Source organism: Kitasatospora sp. NPDC057936, assembly GCF_042887525.1.
Lineage (GTDB): Bacteria > Actinomycetota > Actinomycetes > Streptomycetales > Streptomycetaceae > Kitasatospora.
In genome coordinates, this window is sequence record NZ_JBHVPD010000115.1 from 13065 (window position 1) to 30346 (window position 17282).

At 72.9% G+C, this 17282-nt stretch carries 18 protein-coding genes; 8 read left to right on the plus strand and 10 right to left on the minus strand.

The features are described 5' to 3' along the window. Positions 1-35 precede the first annotated feature (35 nt). Positions 36-368 carry a YnfA family protein gene (locus tag ACFVU9_RS39365; protein WP_380498282.1) on the plus strand — a complete coding sequence of 111 codons (333 nt, stop codon included), beginning with the start codon at positions 36-38 and terminating at the stop codon, positions 366-368. Between the two features lie 58 nt (positions 369-426). Here ACFVU9_RS39365 and ACFVU9_RS39370 read toward each other — a convergent pair whose 3' ends face one another. The 3 genes from ACFVU9_RS39370 to ACFVU9_RS39380 all read right to left on the minus strand — a co-directional run bounded on the left by ACFVU9_RS39370 (position 427) and on the right by ACFVU9_RS39380 (position 3054). Continuing rightward, complete coding sequence (locus tag ACFVU9_RS39370; RefSeq protein WP_387601934.1) at positions 427-2094, minus strand: fibronectin type III domain-containing protein; 1668 nt, start codon at positions 2092-2094, stop codon at positions 427-429. 185 nt (positions 2095-2279) lie between these two features. Beyond that, entirely contained in the window at positions 2280-2534 is a 255-nt protein-coding gene (locus ACFVU9_RS39375; RefSeq protein WP_380443493.1) for a hypothetical protein, read from the minus strand. 115 nt (positions 2535-2649) lie between these two features. Next, positions 2650-3054, minus strand: coding sequence for a (2Fe-2S) ferredoxin domain-containing protein (locus tag ACFVU9_RS39380; protein ID WP_380443495.1), 405 nt, complete (start codon positions 3052-3054; stop codon positions 2650-2652). A 112-nt stretch (positions 3055-3166) separates the two neighbouring features. On the opposite strand from ACFVU9_RS39380, the gene ACFVU9_RS39385 reads away from it, so the two are divergent. Next, positions 3167-3514 carry a metalloregulator ArsR/SmtB family transcription factor gene (locus ACFVU9_RS39385; RefSeq protein WP_359968280.1) on the plus strand — a complete coding sequence of 116 codons (348 nt, stop codon included), beginning with the start codon at positions 3167-3169 and terminating at the stop codon, positions 3512-3514. Continuing rightward, a complete protein-coding gene (locus ACFVU9_RS39390) occupies positions 3511-4074 on the plus strand; it encodes a S26 family signal peptidase (protein WP_387601938.1) in 564 nt (187 codons plus the stop codon). Before ACFVU9_RS39385 ends, ACFVU9_RS39390 begins: the two co-directional genes overlap by 4 nt. Before the next feature lie 7 nt (positions 4075-4081). Here the strand turns inward: ACFVU9_RS39390 and ACFVU9_RS39395 are convergent, their stop codons facing one another. Continuing rightward, positions 4082-5950 (minus strand): FAD-binding dehydrogenase, encoded by a 1869-nt coding sequence (locus tag ACFVU9_RS39395; RefSeq protein WP_387601941.1) that lies wholly within the window; start codon positions 5948-5950, stop codon positions 4082-4084. A gap of 123 nt (positions 5951-6073) precedes the next feature. Between ACFVU9_RS39395 and ACFVU9_RS39400 the strand changes: the two genes are divergently transcribed. Then, entirely contained in the window at positions 6074-7024 is a 951-nt protein-coding gene (locus tag ACFVU9_RS39400; protein ID WP_387601944.1) for an SGNH/GDSL hydrolase family protein, read from the plus strand. A 66-nt stretch (positions 7025-7090) separates the two neighbouring features. Here the strand turns inward: ACFVU9_RS39400 and ACFVU9_RS39405 are convergent, their stop codons facing one another. Beyond that, a complete protein-coding gene (locus ACFVU9_RS39405; RefSeq protein ID WP_380443503.1) occupies positions 7091-8212 on the minus strand; it encodes a HoxN/HupN/NixA family nickel/cobalt transporter in 1122 nt (373 codons plus the stop codon). A gap of 268 nt (positions 8213-8480) precedes the next feature. Between ACFVU9_RS39405 and ACFVU9_RS39410 the strand changes: the two genes are divergently transcribed. Then, the gene (locus ACFVU9_RS39410; protein ID WP_387601948.1) at positions 8481-10343 is read left to right on the plus strand and encodes a CocE/NonD family hydrolase; all 1863 of its coding nucleotides are present in this window, start codon (positions 8481-8483) and stop codon (positions 10341-10343) included. A 47-nt stretch (positions 10344-10390) separates the two neighbouring features. After that, positions 10391-11083 carry an aspartate/glutamate racemase family protein gene (locus tag ACFVU9_RS39415; RefSeq protein WP_387601951.1) on the plus strand — a complete coding sequence of 231 codons (693 nt, stop codon included), beginning with the start codon at positions 10391-10393 and terminating at the stop codon, positions 11081-11083. Between the two features lie 166 nt (positions 11084-11249). Here ACFVU9_RS39415 and ACFVU9_RS39420 read toward each other — a convergent pair whose 3' ends face one another. Together ACFVU9_RS39420 and ACFVU9_RS39425 are read right to left on the minus strand one after the other, a co-directional pair. Continuing rightward, entirely contained in the window at positions 11250-11906 is a 657-nt protein-coding gene (locus ACFVU9_RS39420; protein WP_387601954.1) for a tetratricopeptide repeat protein, read from the minus strand. Next, positions 11903-12223, minus strand: a complete 321-nt coding sequence (locus tag ACFVU9_RS39425) for a cupin domain-containing protein (RefSeq protein ID WP_387601957.1) — start codon at positions 12221-12223, stop codon at positions 11903-11905. Before ACFVU9_RS39425 ends, ACFVU9_RS39420 begins: the two co-directional genes overlap by 4 nt. A gap of 138 nt (positions 12224-12361) precedes the next feature. Here ACFVU9_RS39425 and ACFVU9_RS39430 point away from each other — a divergent pair, with 138 nt between their 5' ends. Further along, the gene (locus ACFVU9_RS39430) at positions 12362-13204 is read left to right on the plus strand and encodes a hypothetical protein (RefSeq protein WP_387601960.1); all 843 of its coding nucleotides are present in this window, start codon (positions 12362-12364) and stop codon (positions 13202-13204) included. Between the two features lie 123 nt (positions 13205-13327). Here ACFVU9_RS39430 and ACFVU9_RS39435 read toward each other — a convergent pair whose 3' ends face one another. After that, positions 13328-14179: a helix-turn-helix transcriptional regulator gene (locus ACFVU9_RS39435; RefSeq protein ID WP_380443515.1), complete on the minus strand. Its 852-nt coding sequence runs from the start codon at positions 14177-14179 to the stop codon at positions 13328-13330. Between the two features lie 104 nt (positions 14180-14283). Between ACFVU9_RS39435 and ACFVU9_RS39440 the strand changes: the two genes are divergently transcribed. Beyond that, positions 14284-15015, plus strand: a complete 732-nt coding sequence (locus tag ACFVU9_RS39440; RefSeq protein ID WP_387601963.1) for an SDR family oxidoreductase — start codon at positions 14284-14286, stop codon at positions 15013-15015. Positions 15016-15038: 23 nt separating this feature from the next. Here the strand turns inward: ACFVU9_RS39440 and ACFVU9_RS39445 are convergent, their stop codons facing one another. Continuing rightward, positions 15039-15695: an HAD family hydrolase gene (locus ACFVU9_RS39445; protein ID WP_387601966.1), complete on the minus strand. Its 657-nt coding sequence runs from the start codon at positions 15693-15695 to the stop codon at positions 15039-15041. Next, on the minus strand, positions 15692-17113 hold the full coding sequence (locus tag ACFVU9_RS39450) for an RNA-binding protein (protein WP_387601969.1): 1422 nt from the start codon (positions 17111-17113) through the stop codon (positions 15692-15694). The genes ACFVU9_RS39445 and ACFVU9_RS39450 overlap by 4 nt, the downstream gene beginning before the upstream one ends. Between the last annotated feature and the right edge of the window lie 169 nt (positions 17114-17282).

Here is a 17282-nt window from a genome sequence, read left to right on the forward strand (position 1 = left end):
ACCCCGGCACGTCGGAACGCATACCCTGGCACGTCATGACCGTCCTGCGCTCCGTCGCCCTGTTCGCCCTCGCCGCGCTCGCCGAGATCGGCGGCTGCTGGCTCGTGTGGCAGAGCGTCCGGGAGCAACGGCCGTGGTGGCTGGCCGGCGTGGGCGTCGTGGCGCTCGGCGCGTACGGGTTCGTCGCCGCGCTCCAGCCGGACGGCACCTTCGGCCGCGTCCTGGCCGCGTACGGCGGGGTGTTCGTGGCCGGCTCCCTGCTGTGGGGCGTGGCCGTGGACGGCTTCCGGCCGACCCGCTACGACGTGATCGGCGCTCTGGTCTGCCTCGCCGGGGTCGGCGTGATCATGTACGGGCCCCGGCGCTGACGCACCGGTGCCCCGGCGTCGGTCCTCGACACCGGGGTACCGTCACGACCGCTCGGGACTACCAGCCCCAGCCGCCGCCCTCGCCGTCGTCGTCGCGGCCGGAGTCCCAGCCCTCGCCGACCTTGCGCAGGATCGTGTAGTTGTCGATCTGCGTGCCGTTCTCGGCCAGCGCGGTGACCTTCATGACCGACTTCTGGCCCAGCTGGGCCGGGGTCACGTCGACCTTGATGAAGGAGTAGCCGGTGTAGCGCACCCGCGACCACTGGATGGTCTCGGGGGTCTTCACCCGCCCCTTGCTCCAGTAGTAGCTCTGGACCTCGTCCTGGTGGTTCTCGTGGCCCTCGTAGGTGTCCGGGGTCGCGAAGTTGTACAGGCTGCGCCCGGCGGCACCGGCGGTCACGTAGACCACGCCGTCCTTCTCGGGCTCGATGGTGGCGCCGCTCGGCACCTGCTTGGAGACCTTGTTGCCCAGGATGGCGTCGGTGCGCTCGTAGATGTGGTTGTGGCCGTTGATGACCAGGTCCACCCGGTACTTCTCGAACAGCGGCACCCAGGCCTCGCGGACGCCGCCCTCGGAGGCGTGCGCGACCGTGGTGGAGAAGGCGCAGTAGTGGAAGAAGACCACGATGAAGTCGACGGTCTCGTCGCCGCGCAGGTCCTTGAGGGTGCGCTCCAGCCACCGGGTCTGCTTGCCCGCGGAGAGGCCGAGGTTGGCCGGGATCTCGTAGGAGACGTCGTTGGCGTCCAGGGAGATGACGCCGACGTTCTTGTAGCGGAAGGTGTAGACGCCGGGGACGTTGCGCGGGTCCGGCCCGTTGTCCGGCAGGAAGAAGCGGGTGTTCTCGCCGCCGTAGCCGTTGGGCGAGTACCAGGCCTCGATGTCGTGGTTGCCGTAGGCGACCATCCACGGGATGTCGGCGGCGACCGTCTCGGTCTGGACCAGGAAGGCGTCCCAGGTCTTCGCGTTGTAGACGGCCTTGTCCGGGTCGGTGCCGGAGCCGGCCGGGTCGGCGTAGCAGATGTCGCCGGCGTGCAGGTGGAAGGCCGGCTTCTGGGCCTTGATGATGTTGTCGTTGCCCGCCGCGTGCGCGCTGACGCCCTGGTCGCCGAACGCGGTGAAGGTGAACGGCTCGTACACCCTGCCCCAGCGGTGGTCGCGGGAGGGCGCGGTGCGGAAGGTGTGCAGCGTGGAGATCTGCTGCTGCGAGGCCGGGTCGAAGCCCTGGTGGCCGACACCGTAGTAGTACGTGGTGTCCGGCTCCAGGTCCTCCAGCGCCACGTGCAGGTAGTACTGGTCCACCGGCTGGCCGGTCGGGGTCAGCGCCGGGGTGTGCAGGGCGCGGACCTCGGCCTCGACCTTGTGGCCGAGGTCCCACGGGTGCTTGCCGAAGCGCAGGAACGGCTTCTTGACCGGCACCGGCACCTGCCACGAGATGCGGAACTGGGTGTCCGGCTCGGCGCCGAACTGGAGGTGACGGCCGGTCGGCGCGACCACCGCACCGTCGATCCCGTCCGCCGTGCCGCCCGTCAGCAGCTGCGGGGTGGCCGGCGCCGCGAAGGCGGTGCCGCTGCCCAGGGCACCGCCCACCGCGACCGCACCGACCGTGACGGCACCGGCGCGGAGCATCCGGCGACGGGAGAAGCGGGCCCGCAGGTACTCGTGCTGCTCGGCCATGCTCATGCGGTCGGCGAGCTTGGCCGGTACGCCCATGTGAGGGATATCCATGCGCGGGACTCTTCCAGCGGCGCGTGGCCCGTGCACGGACGCGCGGTGAACGGACAGGTGCGCGAACACCACTCGGACGCCAATACCCGGTCAAGTCCAGGTAAAGATCATGTCCACGACCATTCCGACACCGGATCATGGCCTCCCCGTGGTGGCGGACATGACCGGCCGTCGGAAGTCAGGCCTCAGCCGGACGGCTCGTCCCAGCTCGTGGTGGCGCGGTTGCCCGTGCCGTCGCAGGTGCGGCAGATCTCGTCGCGGTAGGCGTGCTTGGCGCCGGTCGCGTCCACCCGGTAGCGGACGTACACCCCGGTGCCGTCGCACAGGAAGCAGTTGCCGCCCCCGCCGCCGACCTCCGTCGTCCCGGTGCCCTGGCAGGTGCGGCAGTTGAGGCCGGCGGTGCGGCCGGTGCCCGCGCAGATGCGGCAGACCGTGGTCATCGTCTTCCTCCCTGGGCGGATCCGCTCGGAGCCACCGGTCATGCTAGTCGGGCCAGTTGACCCCGCGTGAGACTTGTGAACGCATGACCGGGGCGACCCCGTCACGACGGGGGCCTCACTCCGGCAGGCCCTCGCGGATCCGGCGCGAGACCGCGACCTCCTGCAGGTCGAGCAGGCCCGGCGGATCGGCCAGGCCGGGGCCGCCCGCGTGCACCCACGCGGCGATCTCGTCGATCATGTCGTCGGCCAGCACCCAGCCCAGCCAGACCGGCCGGCCCCCGGCCGCCCGCCCCTCGCCGGACGGGCCCACCACGACCACGTTCGAATGCGTGCACGCGTCCAGGCACTTGACCGCCCGCACCCGGCCCGCCGACCCGACCGCCGTCCGCAGCCGCTCGTACTGCCCGGCGTGGTCCACACCCGGGTGCTTCTGCTCGGTGCCGCAGCAGCACCCGCGGCAGACCGTGACGGTCACCGGGGAGGCGGCGGCACGCGGGCGGTCGCGGTCTCGGCGGCTCATGGGTTCGGCTTCTCCTCTGGTCGGCGGCCCGTTCGGCCTCCGCAGCGTACCCGCACGGTTCCGGCCCACCGGCGGGTGCCGTCCGCCCGCGGGCGGTCCGTAGGATGCCCCCATGGGACATGCGACCGCCGACAGCGCCGTACCGCGGATGCGCCTGGACGCGTCCAACGCGGCCAAGGTGGCCACCACCCTCCAGGCCCTGGCCACCCCGTCCCGCCTGCTGATCCTCGGCCGGCTGCGGGAGGGCCCGATGGCCGCCACCGAACTCGCCGAGGCCGTCGGCCTGGAACAGTCCGCGTGCTCGCACCAGCTGCGGCTGCTGCGCAACCTCGGCCTGGTCGTCGGCGAGCGCCGCGGCCGCTCGGTCGTCTACTCGCTGCACGACGACCACGTGGCCGCGCTGCTCGACCAGGCCGTCTACCACGTCGACCACCTGCGCCTGGGCCTGGCCGACCGGTGAACGGGAAGCGGCTGCGGAGGATCGCGCTCCGGGCGGCGGGACTGGTCGCGGTGGGCCTCGGCTTCGCCGTGCTCCTCACCGGCTACGCGACGAAGACCCTGGACGACGACCTGCTGCTCACCGACCGGGTCCGGGCCGAAGACGTGCAGCGCGGCGAGATCCACTACCTCGGCACCCCGCCGGCCACGGACCACGCCTTCCTCGAACGGGTCATGGCCCTCGCCGGCGACCGGATCACCTGCCGGGCCGGGCGGTTCACGCTCAACGGGAAGCCGGTGGACGGCTCGTGCCCGCGCGACGTCGACGTCACCGTCCTGCCGGGCCAGGCCTTCGTCGAGGACCGGCAGGGCACGGCGACGGTGGACCTGGCGCAGCTCGGCGAGCGGGTGGTCTGGCACACCGGCACCGATGTCGAAACGCCTCCCCTGCCGGGCAAGTTGACCGGCGCGATCGTCCTGCTCGTCCTCGGCCCGCTCCTGTTCTTCGCCGACGGGATCGCCGCCCTCGTCGCCGCCGCCGGCTCCGGCCGAGCCGGGAAGGCTCCGATCGGCGCGAACTGACGAATCGTCAGGCCGTCGCCTCCGCCGCCGCGCGGCCTGCGGCGCGGCCCGAGAACAGGCAGCCCCCGAGGAACGTCCCCTCCAGCGAGCGGTAGCCGTGCACGCCTCCGCCGCCGAAGCCCGCCGCCTCGCCCGCCGCGTACAGGCCCGGGAGCACCTCGCCGTCCGGGCGCAGGACGCGTGAGGCGAGGTCGGTCTCCAGGCCGCCCAGGGACTTGCGGGTCAGGATGCTGAGGCGGACGGCGATCAGCGGCGCCGCGGCCGGGTCGAGGATGCGGTGCGGGGCGGCGGTGCGCACCAGGCGGTCGCCGAGGTAGCGGCGGGCGCCGTGGATCGCGGTGACCTGGAGGTCCTTGGCGAAGGGGTTGGCCAGCTGCCGGTCGCGGTCCTCGACGGTGCGGCGCAGCTCGTCCGGGTCGATCAGCGGCCGGCGGGTCCTGGCGTTCATGCCGCGGGCGAGGTCGGGGAGGTTGCCCGCGACGACGAAGTCGGGCCCGTGCCGCAGGTGGCCCTTGACCGGGCCGGGGGCGCCGGGCAGGGCGCGGCCGAGCACGCCGCGCACCGACCGCCCGGTCAGGTCCGGGTTCTGCTCGGAGCCGGAGAGGGTGAACTCCTTCTCGATGATGCGCTGGTTGAGCACGAACCAGGTGTGCTCGTGCCCGGTGGCCATGATGTGTTCGAGCGTCCCGAGGGTGTCGAAGCCGGGGAACAGCGGCACGGGCAGCCGGCGGCCGGTCGCGTCGAGCCAGAGCGAGGACGGGCCGGGCAGGATCCGGATGCCGTGCCGGGCCCAGACCGGGTCCCAGTTCTCGATGCCCTCGGTGTAGTGCCACATCCGGTCGCCGTTGATCAGGTTCCCGCCGGCCGCGCCGGCGATGCCGAGCATCAGGCCGTCGACGTGCGCGGGCACGCCGGAGAGCAGCCGCGCGGGCGGGGTGCCGAGCCGGGCGGGCCAGGCCCTGCGGACGAGTTCGTGGTTGCCGCCGATGCCGCCGGAGGTCACGATCACGGCCTGGGCGCGCAGTTCGAACCGTCCGGCGACGTCCCGTGAGCTGGCCTCGCCGCGGGCGGCCGCGCTGGGCTCCAGCACCTCCCCGGTGACGGTGTCGGTGACGCCCGTGGTGGCCGCGAGCCCGGTGACGCGGTGGCGGAACCGGAGGTCGACGAGCCCGCGGGCGGCCGCAGCGCGCACCCGGCGGACAAAGGGTTCGAGCAGGCCCGGCCCGGTGCCCCAGGTGATGTGGAAGCGGGGCACCGAGTTGCCCGGCCCGTCGGCGAGGAAGCCGCCGCGCTCGGCCCAGCCCACCACGGGGAAGAAGCGCACGCCCATCCCGTGCAGCCAGGCCCGCTTCTCGCCGGCCGCGAAGTCGACGTAGGCCTCGGCCCAGCGGCGCGGCCAGGCGTCCTCGGGCCGGTCGAAGCCCGCGGTGCCGCGCCAGTCCTGGAGGGCGAGGGCGTGCGAGTCGCGGATCCGCATCCGGCGCTGCTCGGGGGAGTCGACGAGGAAGAGGCCGCCGAAGGACCAGTGCGCCTGGCCGCCGAAGGAGGCCGCGGGCTCCTGGTCGAGCAGGATCACCTTCCGTCCGGCGTCGGCGAGTTCGGCGGTGGCGGTGAGACCGGCGAGTCCCGCTCCGATGACGATGACGTCGGCGTCCAGGGCCATTGCGCAGTCCTCCGTCGCGGGGGTGCGGACGGCGCGGGGGGACGGGCGCCGTCGCTGTGCGCCCGATACTGCGGCCTGCGGTGACGTCCGGTCAACCGGCGGCGGCCGCAGGTGACAAGCAGTGGCACCAATTCCGCTCCGGGGCGTTTCGGAAATACCTTCGATACACACCGGAGCGTAATTCGAAATAACCTGCGGCCCCATCTGACGCATTTTCGAGAAATTCCCCGCCGAGGATGGACGGGCACGAAACCTGGCAGTAACTTACCTGTGAGTAGCTGTGGCGCCCGGCTGGCACGACCCCCACCTCGTCGTTTCTCTCCCCCAGGAGGAACCGTGTTCCGCCCTGCCCGGAATCAGCCTCACCGCTCGCGCGTCCGCCGCGCCCGCAATTCCGCGCTCGCCGCCGTCGCCCTCGGCGCCGCGCTCGCGCTCACCACGACGACCGCCCAGGCGGCCACCCCCGCCCCGAAGCACTACGTGGCGCTCGGCGACTCCTACGCCGCCGGCGCGGGCGTGCCCGGCCAGTCCGCCGGCCTGTGCCTGCGCTCCGACCACAACTACGGCCACCTCGTCGCCGCCGCCCTCCACGCGGGCGCCTACACCGACGTCACCTGCGCCGCGGCCAAGGTCAAGAACGTCACCGAGTCCCAGTACGACCTGTTCCTGAAGGTCAACGACCCGCAGCTGGACGCCGTGACCCCGGACGCCGACCTCATCACCCTCGGCATCGGCGGCAACGACCTCGGCACCAGCGACATCGGCATCGGCGACGTCATCGCCACCTGCATCGCCGGCGCCGTCGTCAACCCGCTCGGCACGCCCTGCCAGGACGTCTACAACCACGGCCACTGGGACTGGAGCAGCTGGAGCTGGCAGTACGGCGAGGACGATCTCGCCGACCGCATCGACGCGGCGCAGCCCCGGCTCGCCGCCGCGATCGCCACGATCCGCGCCAAGGCCCCCAAGGCCAAGCTCCTGCTGGTCGGATACCCGTCCGTGCTGCCCGCCGACGGCTCGTCCTGCGTGCTGCGCCAGCCCATCGCGCCGCGCGACATCCCGTACCTGTACCGGACGCTGAGCAGCCTCAACGCCATGCTCAAGGCCACCGCCGCGAGCAGCGGCGCGGTCTACGTCGACACGCAGACGCCGACCGCCGGGCACGACGCCTGCTCGGACGACCGCTGGGTCGAGGGCGCGCTGCCCGGCTCGCCCGCCGTGCCGTTCCACCCGAACGCGACGGGCGAGAAGGTGATGGCCGACGCGGTGCTGGCCGCGCTGCGCTGACCCCGGAACGCCGAAGGGGCGGCGGACCGCACTCCGGTCCGCCGCCCCTTCGTACCGCTCCGGGGACTACTCCGCCTCGCTGCCGGCCGAGACCAGGCCCGCCGACCACTTCTCCTCGACCTTGCCGAACTTCCAGAACAGGATCGCCCCGGCCCAGGTGACCACGAACAGGCCGACGATCGCGTAGCCGACGAAGTTGAGGTCCAGGGAGCCGATCCAGCCGATCGGGCCGCTGGTGATGTCCAGCTTCTCGCCGAGCAGGCCGATCAGCTCGATCAGGCCGATCACCAGCGCGACCAGGACCGACAGGCCGGTGACGGTCAGGTTGTAGTAGATCTTGCGGACCGGGCGGGAGAACGCCCACTCGTAGGCGAAGTTCATGAACGAACCGTCGATCGTGTCCAGCAGGCTCATCCCGGCCGCGAACAGGATCGGCAGCGTCAGCAGCGCGTACCAGGGCAGCGAGAAGGCCGCCGCGCCGCCCGCCAGCACCAGCAGCGAGACCTCGGTCGCGGTGTCGAAGCCGAGCCCGAACAGCAGGCCCACCGGGTACATGTGCCAGGGCTTGGTGACCGCCCGGGTGACCTTGCCGAGGATGCGGTTCATCAGCCCGCGCTTCTCCAGCTGGCGCTCCAGCTCCTCCTCGTCGTACTCGCCGACGCGCATCTTGCGGAAGACCTTGAGGATGCCGTTGAAGGCGCCCAGGTTGATCAGGCCGAGCAGCAGCAGGAACGTCCCCGAGACGGTGGTGCCGATCAGGCCCGTCATCCGGTGCAGCGTCGAGTCGTCCGCCTCGACCTGGTCCGCGAGCGAGCGGATGCCGAAGGCCAGCAGGGCGCAGAGGCCGAAGACGATCGAGGAGTGGCCGAGCGAGAACCAGAAGCCGACCGACAGCGGCCGCTTGCCCTGGCCCATCAGCTTGCGGGTGGTGTTGTCGATCGCCGCGATGTGGTCCGCGTCGAAGGCGTGCCGCATGCCGAGGGTGTAGGCGGTGAGGCCCATGCCGGCCCCGAAGACCTGGCCGCCGACGTCGTAGTGCTCGGGCGCGACGAGCGCCAGCAGCGTGAACCAGCCGATCACGTGCAGCGCGAGGATGAAGCCGCCCATGCCGGCCAGGCGGATCCACTCCTCGCGGGTGAGCCGGTGCCACCATCTGACGGACGGGGCACCTGCGGCGGGGCTGGCCATTGCTGTGGTCCTTTCGGGGGAGCGGAGTGCGGGGACATCCTTCCCTCGACCGGGAGGCAGTTGCAAGCCGTTCGCAAATACTGAAGCACTGCGGACACAAACACGCGCTGGCGAGCCCCGAACACGCCGGGTGAAGGCGGTGCAAATCCGGGCCTTCACCACCGCGCCCGATTCATCAGGAAATCGGCCGACTCCTCCCCTAGGGTCGGAATGCCGGCACGCACACCCCCGTCGGCGTTCACCGGCCCGGGACCCGATGGGAGCGGCAATGCCGTCGTACCCCTTCCACACCACCCGCGAGGACGTCCGCATCCCCCTGCCCGACGGCACCGAGCTGTCCGCCCGGGTGTGGCGGCCGGTCAGCGACGAACCCGTCCCCGCCCTCCTGGAGTACTCCGCCGGACGGCTCACCGACTGGTCCGCCGCCGACGACGCCCGCCGCCACCCCTGGTACGCCGGCCACGGCTACGCCGCCGTCCGGGTCGACACCCGCGGTCACGGCAACTCCGGCGGCCTGCCGGTCACCCCCGGCGACGACCGGGAGCTCGCCGACGGCACCGCCGTGATCGCCTGGTTCGCCGCCCGCCCCTGGTGCAGCGGCCGGGTGGGGCTGCTCGGCGTCGGCGCGGCCGGCACCACGGCCCTGCAGCTCGCCGCGCGCTCCCCCGAGACCGTCCGCGCCGTCGTCGCCGCCTGCCCCGAGGGCGGCCACCGGCTCGGCGGCGCCGTCCTCGCCGCCGACCTCCACACCCGGCTCACCGCCCTGGTCGCCTCCGCCGCCCGGCCGCCGGACCCCCGCCACGTCGGCGACGCCTGGCGCCCGCAGTGGCTGGCCCGGCTCGAATCCCTGGAACCGCCGGCCGAACGCTGGCTCGCCGCCGGGGAGACGTCCGTCCCGGTCTCCGTCCCCGCACTCGCGATCGCCGGGTGGGGCGACCCGTCCTGCTCGTTCGTCCTGCGCCTGCTCGCCACCTCACCCGAGGCCCGCGCCCTGGTCGGCCCCTGGCCGCACGGCCTGCCCGAGGACACCCTCCCCGAGACCCTCCGCTGGTGGGACCACTGGCTGCGCGACATCGACACCGGCGTCCGCAGGGAACCGGCCCTGCGCAGCCTGCTCGGCACCCGGTGGGTCGGCGACGAGGTCTGGCCCTCCCCCGACGTCCGCGAGATCCACTACGCCCTCGACGGCCAGCTGCAGACCGCCGGCACCACCTCCGACGACCGCTACGTCCACGTCCGCTCGCCCCAGCACACCGGCCTCAACGCGGGCGCCTACGTCCCGCTCGGCCGGCCCGCCGACCGGGCGCCGGACCAGCGCGAGGAGGACGGGCGCTCGGTCTGCTTCGACTCCCGGCCGCAGCCCGAGCCCGTCGAGGTCCTCGGCATCCCGTCCGTCCGGCTGCGGCTGCGCGAGGACGAGCGGCCGGCTCTGATCGTCGCGCGGCTGTGCGCGGTCCGGCCGGACGGGACGTCGGAACTGATCACCCGGGGCGTACTGGTGACGTCGGGCACGGCCGACGTCACCGTCGAACTGGCCGCCTGCGCGTTCTCCCTCCCGGCCGGGCACCGGCTGCGGCTCGCGCTCTCGTCCGTGTACTGGCCGTGGGTGTGGCCCGCCCCCGATGGCTCCGGGTACGCCGTCGACCCGTCGCACAGCACCCTCGCCCTGCCCGTCCGCCACCTCGCCGCCGACGTGGGCGCGACAGCCGTCGTCCTGGAGTCCCCGGTGCTGCCCGACCCGCTCGCCGTCCACCTCACCGAGCCGCTCACCGCCCGCCCCGAACGCGTCACCGTCCACGACCTCGGCCGCCACGAGTGGCGCACCGAACTCTCCCCCGCCGCCGACGGCACCCGCACCCAGCCCGACGGCCTCGTCCGCGACGAGCACACCGTGACCGCCTACCGCGTCCTCACCGACGCCCCCCTCAGCGCCCAGGCCCGCACCGACCACACCACCCGCCTGGAACGCCCCGACCTCGGCTGGGACGTCACCCTCCAGACCCGCGCCCAACTCCGGTGCGACGCCACCCACTTCATCAGCATCGTCCAGCTCCGCGCCCTGGAGGCCGGCTCGGTCGTCTTCACGAGGGAATGGCAGCACCGCGTACCGCGGGACACCCCTCAAAGCTAGCCTTATATATTTGCATGAAATTCGCCTCTGTCTTTATATTTGGCCCCATGAAGACCCTCGGCCTGATCGGCGGCATGAGCTGGGAATCCACCGCCGAGTACTACCGCCTCCTCAACGAACTCGCCCGGGAGCGGCTCGGCGGACTGCACTCCGCCCGACTCGTGCTCTACTCGGTCGACTTCGCCACCGTCGAACGCCTCCAGGCCGAAGGCCGCTGGACCGAGGCCGCCGAACTCCTCGCCGACGCCGCACGCTCCCTGGAGGCGGCCGGGGCCGACCTGCTGCTGATCTGCACCAACACCATGCACAAGGTCGCCGACCAGGTCTCCTCCGCCGTCACCATCCCCCTCCTCCACCTCGCCGACGCCACCGCGGCCGCCGTCCGCACCGCCGGCCTGCGCCGGGTCGGGCTGCTGGGCACGGCGTTCACGATGGAACAGGACTTCTACCGCGGCCGGCTCGCATCGAGCGGCGGCCTGGACGTCCTCGTCCCGGACCCGGAGGGCCGCGCACTCGTGCACCGGGTCATCTACGAGGAGCTGTGCGTCGGCGTCGTCCGCGAGGAGTCGCGCGCCGCGTACCGCCGGGTGATCGCCGAGCTGGTCGCCGCTGGCGCCGAGGGCATCATCCTCGGCTGCACCGAGATCGAACTCCTCGTCCACGCCGAGGACAGCCCCGTCCCCGTCTTCCCCACCGCCCGCCTCCACGCCGAGGCGGCGATCACGGCAGCGCTCGCCTGAACCACTCGTCTGGCCGTCGACCGTGAGGCGCACTCCGCGTTCACCGGCGCCGGTCGCCGCTGGGGAGTTCCACTTCGGGCTGCTCTGAACCCATGGGAGCGCCCGGCAGGCCGGGCCTGCCGGGGCTCTCTCCCCCCACCTCTGAGATTAGCCAAACTCCCCTTTCCTACACGGAAGTTGAGCGAAGCTTGAGCATCGCGTCCGCAACCCAGCGCAGGACGCCGTGCGACTCCGTCTCGGTCGCCAGGCGCTCCGCCTCGGCCAGGGTCGCGACGGCATCGTCCTCCCGGCCCTCCTGGGCGGCTATGTACGCCAGGCCCACCAGGTTCGCCGCCACGCCCGCACGGAAGTTCAGCTTCCTCCGCAGCGCGGTGGACTCCTCCAACCATGCGCGGGCCTCCGCCAACCGGCCGGCCATGTGGGCCAGGATGCCGAGGTGGCGCAGGGCGTAGGACCGGATGAGGTCGTCGTCGGCTTGCTCCGCCAGCTCAAGTGCCCGCTCGAAGAACGGGCGCGCGGCCTCGGCGTCCCCGCGCATTAACTGCTGGTACGTGCCGATCCAGAACTGGGCGTCGGCACGGCCCCTCATGTCCCCCAGCGCCTCGTAGAGCTCATCCGCCCGCGAGAAGAGCGTCAACTCCCCTTCCTCCGCCACCCCTTCCGCGAGGAACCGGGCATGGAGGTTCCGGCCGCGGGCCATCGCGAGGTCCGCCTCCACCGCGTCGAGGCAGCGGTCGGCGGCGGGGATGGCGTCGGCGTCGGCGCCGAATACGGCACGATCGTAGAGCCGCGCGGCTTGGTCCAAACGTTCGTCCGAGATCATGAATCGATCGTCCCAGACGAGGGCCGCTCCGGTACCTCGACGATGAGAAGCGTCCCGCGACTGCCCGGGCGCACCGCATGGACCGCACCGGCCGGCACCCGGTACAGCTCGCCCTCCGCAACGGTGAACTCCGCGTCGTCCACCAGCAGTTCCAGCCGCCCCTCCACGACGACCAGCGCCTCCGCCGTCGCGTGGACCTCGGGCGGCAGCGGGCGGCCGTCCATCCGCAGGACCTTCACCACCGCCGTCCCGACCTCGGCGAGGAGCGCCGACTCCCAGGCCCCGGGCAGGGACGAAGCGGTGTGGACAAGGTTCACGGCATGCCTCCCGGCGGCACGCCCGGCCGTGGCGGCAGGCGTCCGCGTCGTTCGCGTTCGGTGGATGCCCCGGACGCTACGCGACCTGCGCGGACAATTGGTCGACCGTTCGGTAAAACCTGCGAGTAGGCTCCCGGCATGACGGACGAGGTCGGCGCGCGGGCGCTCTACGAGGCACTGCTGGACTACGAGGGCGCGCACCGGTACGAGGAGATCGTCACCCCTTGGCTCGACCGGGCCCTGCACGCCGGCTACCGCGAGGAGCTCGCCACCGCGGCCCGGCACCAGCCGTGGTGGGAGGATCCGGACGGGCGCGAACTCAACTGGGAGCTCTACGCGTTGAGCCGCGTGAGCGACTACCTCCTGCTGGACGACACCCGGACGTGGCAGGAGTACCTCGGCTTCTTCGCCTCGCTCGGCATGACCCCGATCGTCGACGACGGCGCCTTCGACCCCTTCCACCACGAGATCGCCGAGGTCGACCAGGCCGACGACCGGGACGCGCCCGTCGAGGTGCTCGGCCTGCGCTGGCCCGGACTGATGCTCGGCGAGCTGCTGTTCAGCCGCGCCGGCGTACGGGTCCGGGCCGGCGCCGCGCACGCGGAGCGCGGGGTCGCCGACGCCTGGCCGATCTACTGGACCTTCCGCCGGCGCCACCGCCCGACCGTCGACCTCTCGCAGGGCTGGGGCAGCAACTCCCAGTGGCGCACCGAGCTGCGCCTCGACTACCGGACGGCCGACGGCGACCACCTCAACGTCACCGAGTGCGTGCCGATCGACGGCCACCCGGACCTGCCCGCCGACCACCCGGAGAACCTCGACGAGGACGACCGCCTGCTCACCCCCGCCGAGCGCCGCGAACTGCTGCGCCACCGCACCTTCCTGCGCGCCCCGGCGGCCGCCGACGCCCTGGCGAGGTCCGAGCAGTGGAAGCGGGACTTCTTCCCGTTCGTGTGGCGGCTCCCGGCCGGCGACAGCTGAGGCCCGGACCGAGTCCGGTCACCGACCTCGCGGACCACCGGAACGCCGTCGAGCCCAGGACGGCCGGCCGGGAACCTGAACACGACGCACCAGCGGGCCGGAGCCCCGGAGCCCCGCAAGCGGTTACCGCACCGCCAGGTCCTGGTTCCCGACCACCTTGAGCAGCCGCAGCGCCTCGTGCGAGGGCGTGCCGGGCGCCGCCGTGTACAGGATGATCCACTGGTCGCGCTTCGGGTCGTGCAGCGCCTCGCAGTCGAGGTCGAGCGGGCCCACGACCGGGTGCAGGATCCGCTTGTGGTTCGAGCGGCTGGCGGAGACGTCCTGCCGCGCCCACAGTTCCCGGAACTCGGCGCTGGCCGACAGCAGGCGGTCGACCAGGCCGCGCACGCCCGCGTCGGTGGGGTAGCGGGCCGTCGCCGCCCGCAGGTCGGCGACCGCGCCGCGGCTGAACTGCTCGACGCCCGCCGGGTCGTGGCGGGAGCGGCTCTCCGGATCGGTGAAGAAGCGCCAGATCAGGTTGCGCTCGGCGGGCGGCAGGGCGGAGTAGTCGCCGAGCAGGGCGGCGGCCATGGCGTTCCAGGCGAGCAGGTCGCGGACCGCGCTGCACACCACCGCCGGGGTGTCGTCGAGCCGGTCGAGCAGGTGCAGGACGCCCGCCCTGACCTCCCGGTCGAGGCCCGGCGGCGGGCCGGGCTGCTCGCCGACGAGGTGGTGGAGGTGGGCGCGCTCGTCGTCGGACAGGCGCAGGGCCCGGCCGATCGCCCCGAGCATCTGGCGGGACGGCCGCGGGCCGCGGCCCTGTTCGAGGCGGATGTAGTACTCCACCGACATGCCCGCGAGCTGGGCGACCTCCTGGCGGCGCAGGCCCGGGGTGCGGCGGCGCCCGCCGGCCGGCAGGCCGACGTCCGACGGCTGCACGCGCGCCCGCCAGCGGCGCAGGAAGGCGGCGAGCTCCGCCCGGTCGACGTGTTCCACGCCTCCAGTGTGGCCCGTCCGCTCGCCCGGCGACCATGGCACCGGCGATACCACCCTCGGCAGTGCCCTCCCGGCGCCGCCCGCGGCGGGCCAGGCTCGATGCCATGACCGAGCGCATCATCCTCATCACCGGCGCCAACAAGGGTGTCGGATTCGCCGCCGCCCGCGAACTGGGCCGGGCCGGCCACACCGTGCTGATCGGTGCCCGTGACCACGGGCGCGGCACCGCGGCCGCCGCCCGACTCACCGCCGAGGGGCTCGACGCCCACTTCGTGCGGCTCGACGTGACCGACGAGGCGTCGATCGGCGTCGCCGTCGAGCAGGTCGAGGCCGAGCACGGCCGGCTCGACACCCTCGTCAACAACGCCGGCATCACCCGGGACCGGCAGCACACGCCCGACCGGCTGCCCGTCGCCGCGATGCGGGAGGTGTACGAGACGAACGTGTTCGGCGTCGTCGCCGTCACCAACGCGCTGCTCCCGCTGCTGCGGAAGTCGTCCGCCGGCTGCGTGTGCAACGTCTCCAGCGGCCTCGCCAGCACGTCGTTCCTCGCCGACCCGGACTCCCCGGTGTGGGAGCACGCGACCCTGCTCGCGTACAACACGTCCAAGGCCGCGCTCAACGCCGTCACGCTCGTCTACGCCCGCGCCCTGCGGGAGGCCGGGGTGAAGTTCAGCTCCGTCGAACCCGGTTTCTGCGCGACGGACCTGAACGACCACACCGGCTCGCTCACCGCCGAGGAGGGCGGCCGGCGGATCGCCGCGCAGGTGACCGCGGCGGCCGACGGCCCGACCGGCCGCTTCCTGAGCGAGTACGGCACCACCCTGCCCTGGTAGCCGCCTGACCCGAAAGACCCGCCCTAGGGTCGGATCAGCTCGGGCAGCTTCCGCATGTCGTCGAAGACGACCGTGTCCGGCCCGGCCAGGCGCTCCGCCGGGGTGAGGCCGCCCGCGTAGCCGAGGGCGCGCATCCCGGCGGCGCGGGCCGCCCGGACGCCGGGCAGGCTGTCCTCGACGACGACGCACGCGGCCGGGTCCACGCCCATGCTCCGCGCAGCGTGCAGGAAGAGGTCGGGCGCGGGCTTCCCGCGCCCGACCTCGGTGGCGCTGTGGATCCGCCCGGCGAAGTGCTCGTACAGGCCGGTGCGGCCGAGGGTGTGGCGCATCTTGTCGTGCGAGCCGCTGGACGCGACGCAGGTCGGCAGGGTGAGCTCGGCGATCCCGGCGAGCGCCTCGTGGATCCCGGCCACCGGTTCCAACTCGGCCTCCACGGCCTCGGCGTGGAGCTCGACGAAACGCGCGCGCCAGCGGTCGGCGGTCGCCGTGCCGAGCCGCTCGGCGACCACCGCGTGGTTGGCGGCCTCGGAGCGGCCGATGAAGTGCTCGACCACGTCGGGCAGGGTCAGCGGCCAGCCCAGCTCCGCGCCGAGGCGCATCTGGACGCGGGCGGCGATGACCTCGCTGTCCACGAGGACACCGTCGCAGTCGAATATCACCAACTCAATCGGCTTGATCATCCGCTCAGCTTAGGCCGGAGCAGGATGCGGCGCCGGTCGAGGTCCAATTCCTCCAGGACGACGGCGATTTCGGAGCCCTCCTCGACCCAGGACGGGACGTCCTCGGCGGGCAGCAGGCCGCCCAGTTCCAGGCCGGCGTCGTTGCGCAGGTCGACGAGCGCCCCCGGCACGAGGAGCTTGCGGACCACTCCGGTGAACATCCGCCCGACCGGCTCGGTGTCGGCGAAGAGCTGCCACGGGTCCGGCAGGAGGCCCTTCACCGACAAGTTGACCTGCTCCCAGGAGAATTCGACGTTCAACACGAGCGCCTCGATCTCCCGGCCCACCGGCGCGACGTCCTCCACCGAGTCGAAGCGGCTCCAGGACATGTCGGGGACGCGCAGGAATCCGGCGTACCGCCCGACACCGTCGCCGAGGTTCACGTGCACACCGATGTCGTCCAGGCCCGTCGACACCACCCCGCACACCCGGTCGCCGGCCCACAGCGTCCCGAGGTAGGTCCGCAGCCGCTCGGCGCGGGTCGGCTGGAGGCGCCACCGAGTGCGCAACACGCCATCCAGGTCCGGGAGTTCGGCGGACAGCAGCGGGTGGCGATCGGCCGCGTCGACGGGGATCAGCGCGGCCCGGCCCTTGCGCACGGACGTGTGCCGCTCGGCGACACACGCCGGGAAGGAGTCGCCGAGCTGCGGTTCCTCGACGAGCAGCGCGACCGGCCCGCGCCGCTCGATCGCGGCCAGGACGGCGTCGGTGTCGGGCGAGAGGGCCGGCCAGACGGCGAGCCGGGCGCGGGGCGTCAGCTTCGCCCGCACGGTCGCGACCTCCTCGACGGAGGAGATCTCGTACCACCGGCGGCCGTTGCGGACGTACTGCTCCTCAAGCAGCACCGCGCCGCGGGCCTCGGCCAGCGCGCCGACCTCCGCCCAGAACGCGTCGTCGGCCGGGCGCGCGTCGGCCACATCGTCCAACTCCCGCACGTACGGCGACTGTTGGACCTCGTCGACGTCAAGTCCCAGCGCCCGAACCCGTTCCACGGCGGCGCCCGGGAAGGCCCCGCCGACGTACAACTCGCCCTCGTCGTCGACGTGGACGAAGAACCCGTCGTCGCCGTCGAGGCGGCACCACACGCCGTGCCGCAGCACCATCGCGCGCACCAGCGCCAGTCCGGTGGCCAACGGCACCTCGGCGCCGTCGTGGTAGCCCCGCTGTCGATAGTCGAAGAGGCCGTGCAGCCCGTCACCGTTGATGCCCATGCGGCGCTGGGAGAACGAGAAGAACCCGGTCAGCGCCGGGTTGTCGAGCGTCAGCCGGGTCACCCCGGCGTCGAGCGCGAGGTCGGCGACGGCGGCCGTGCAGGCCTGCGCGTGGCTCTCGCGGGAGTGGTGGTCGTGGGGGCCTTTCAGGCGGAGGACGGGAGGCATGCCGCGCAGTCTAGCCAGCCGGGCCGGCCGGACCACGCGGCAGGAGCCACCGCCGGTCAGTGCTCCGTCAGCTCGTCTGGATGGAGGTGTCGTCGATCACGAAGCTCGTCTGCAGCGAGGCGTCCTCGGTGCCGGTGAACTTCAGCGTGACGCTCTTGCCCGCGTACGC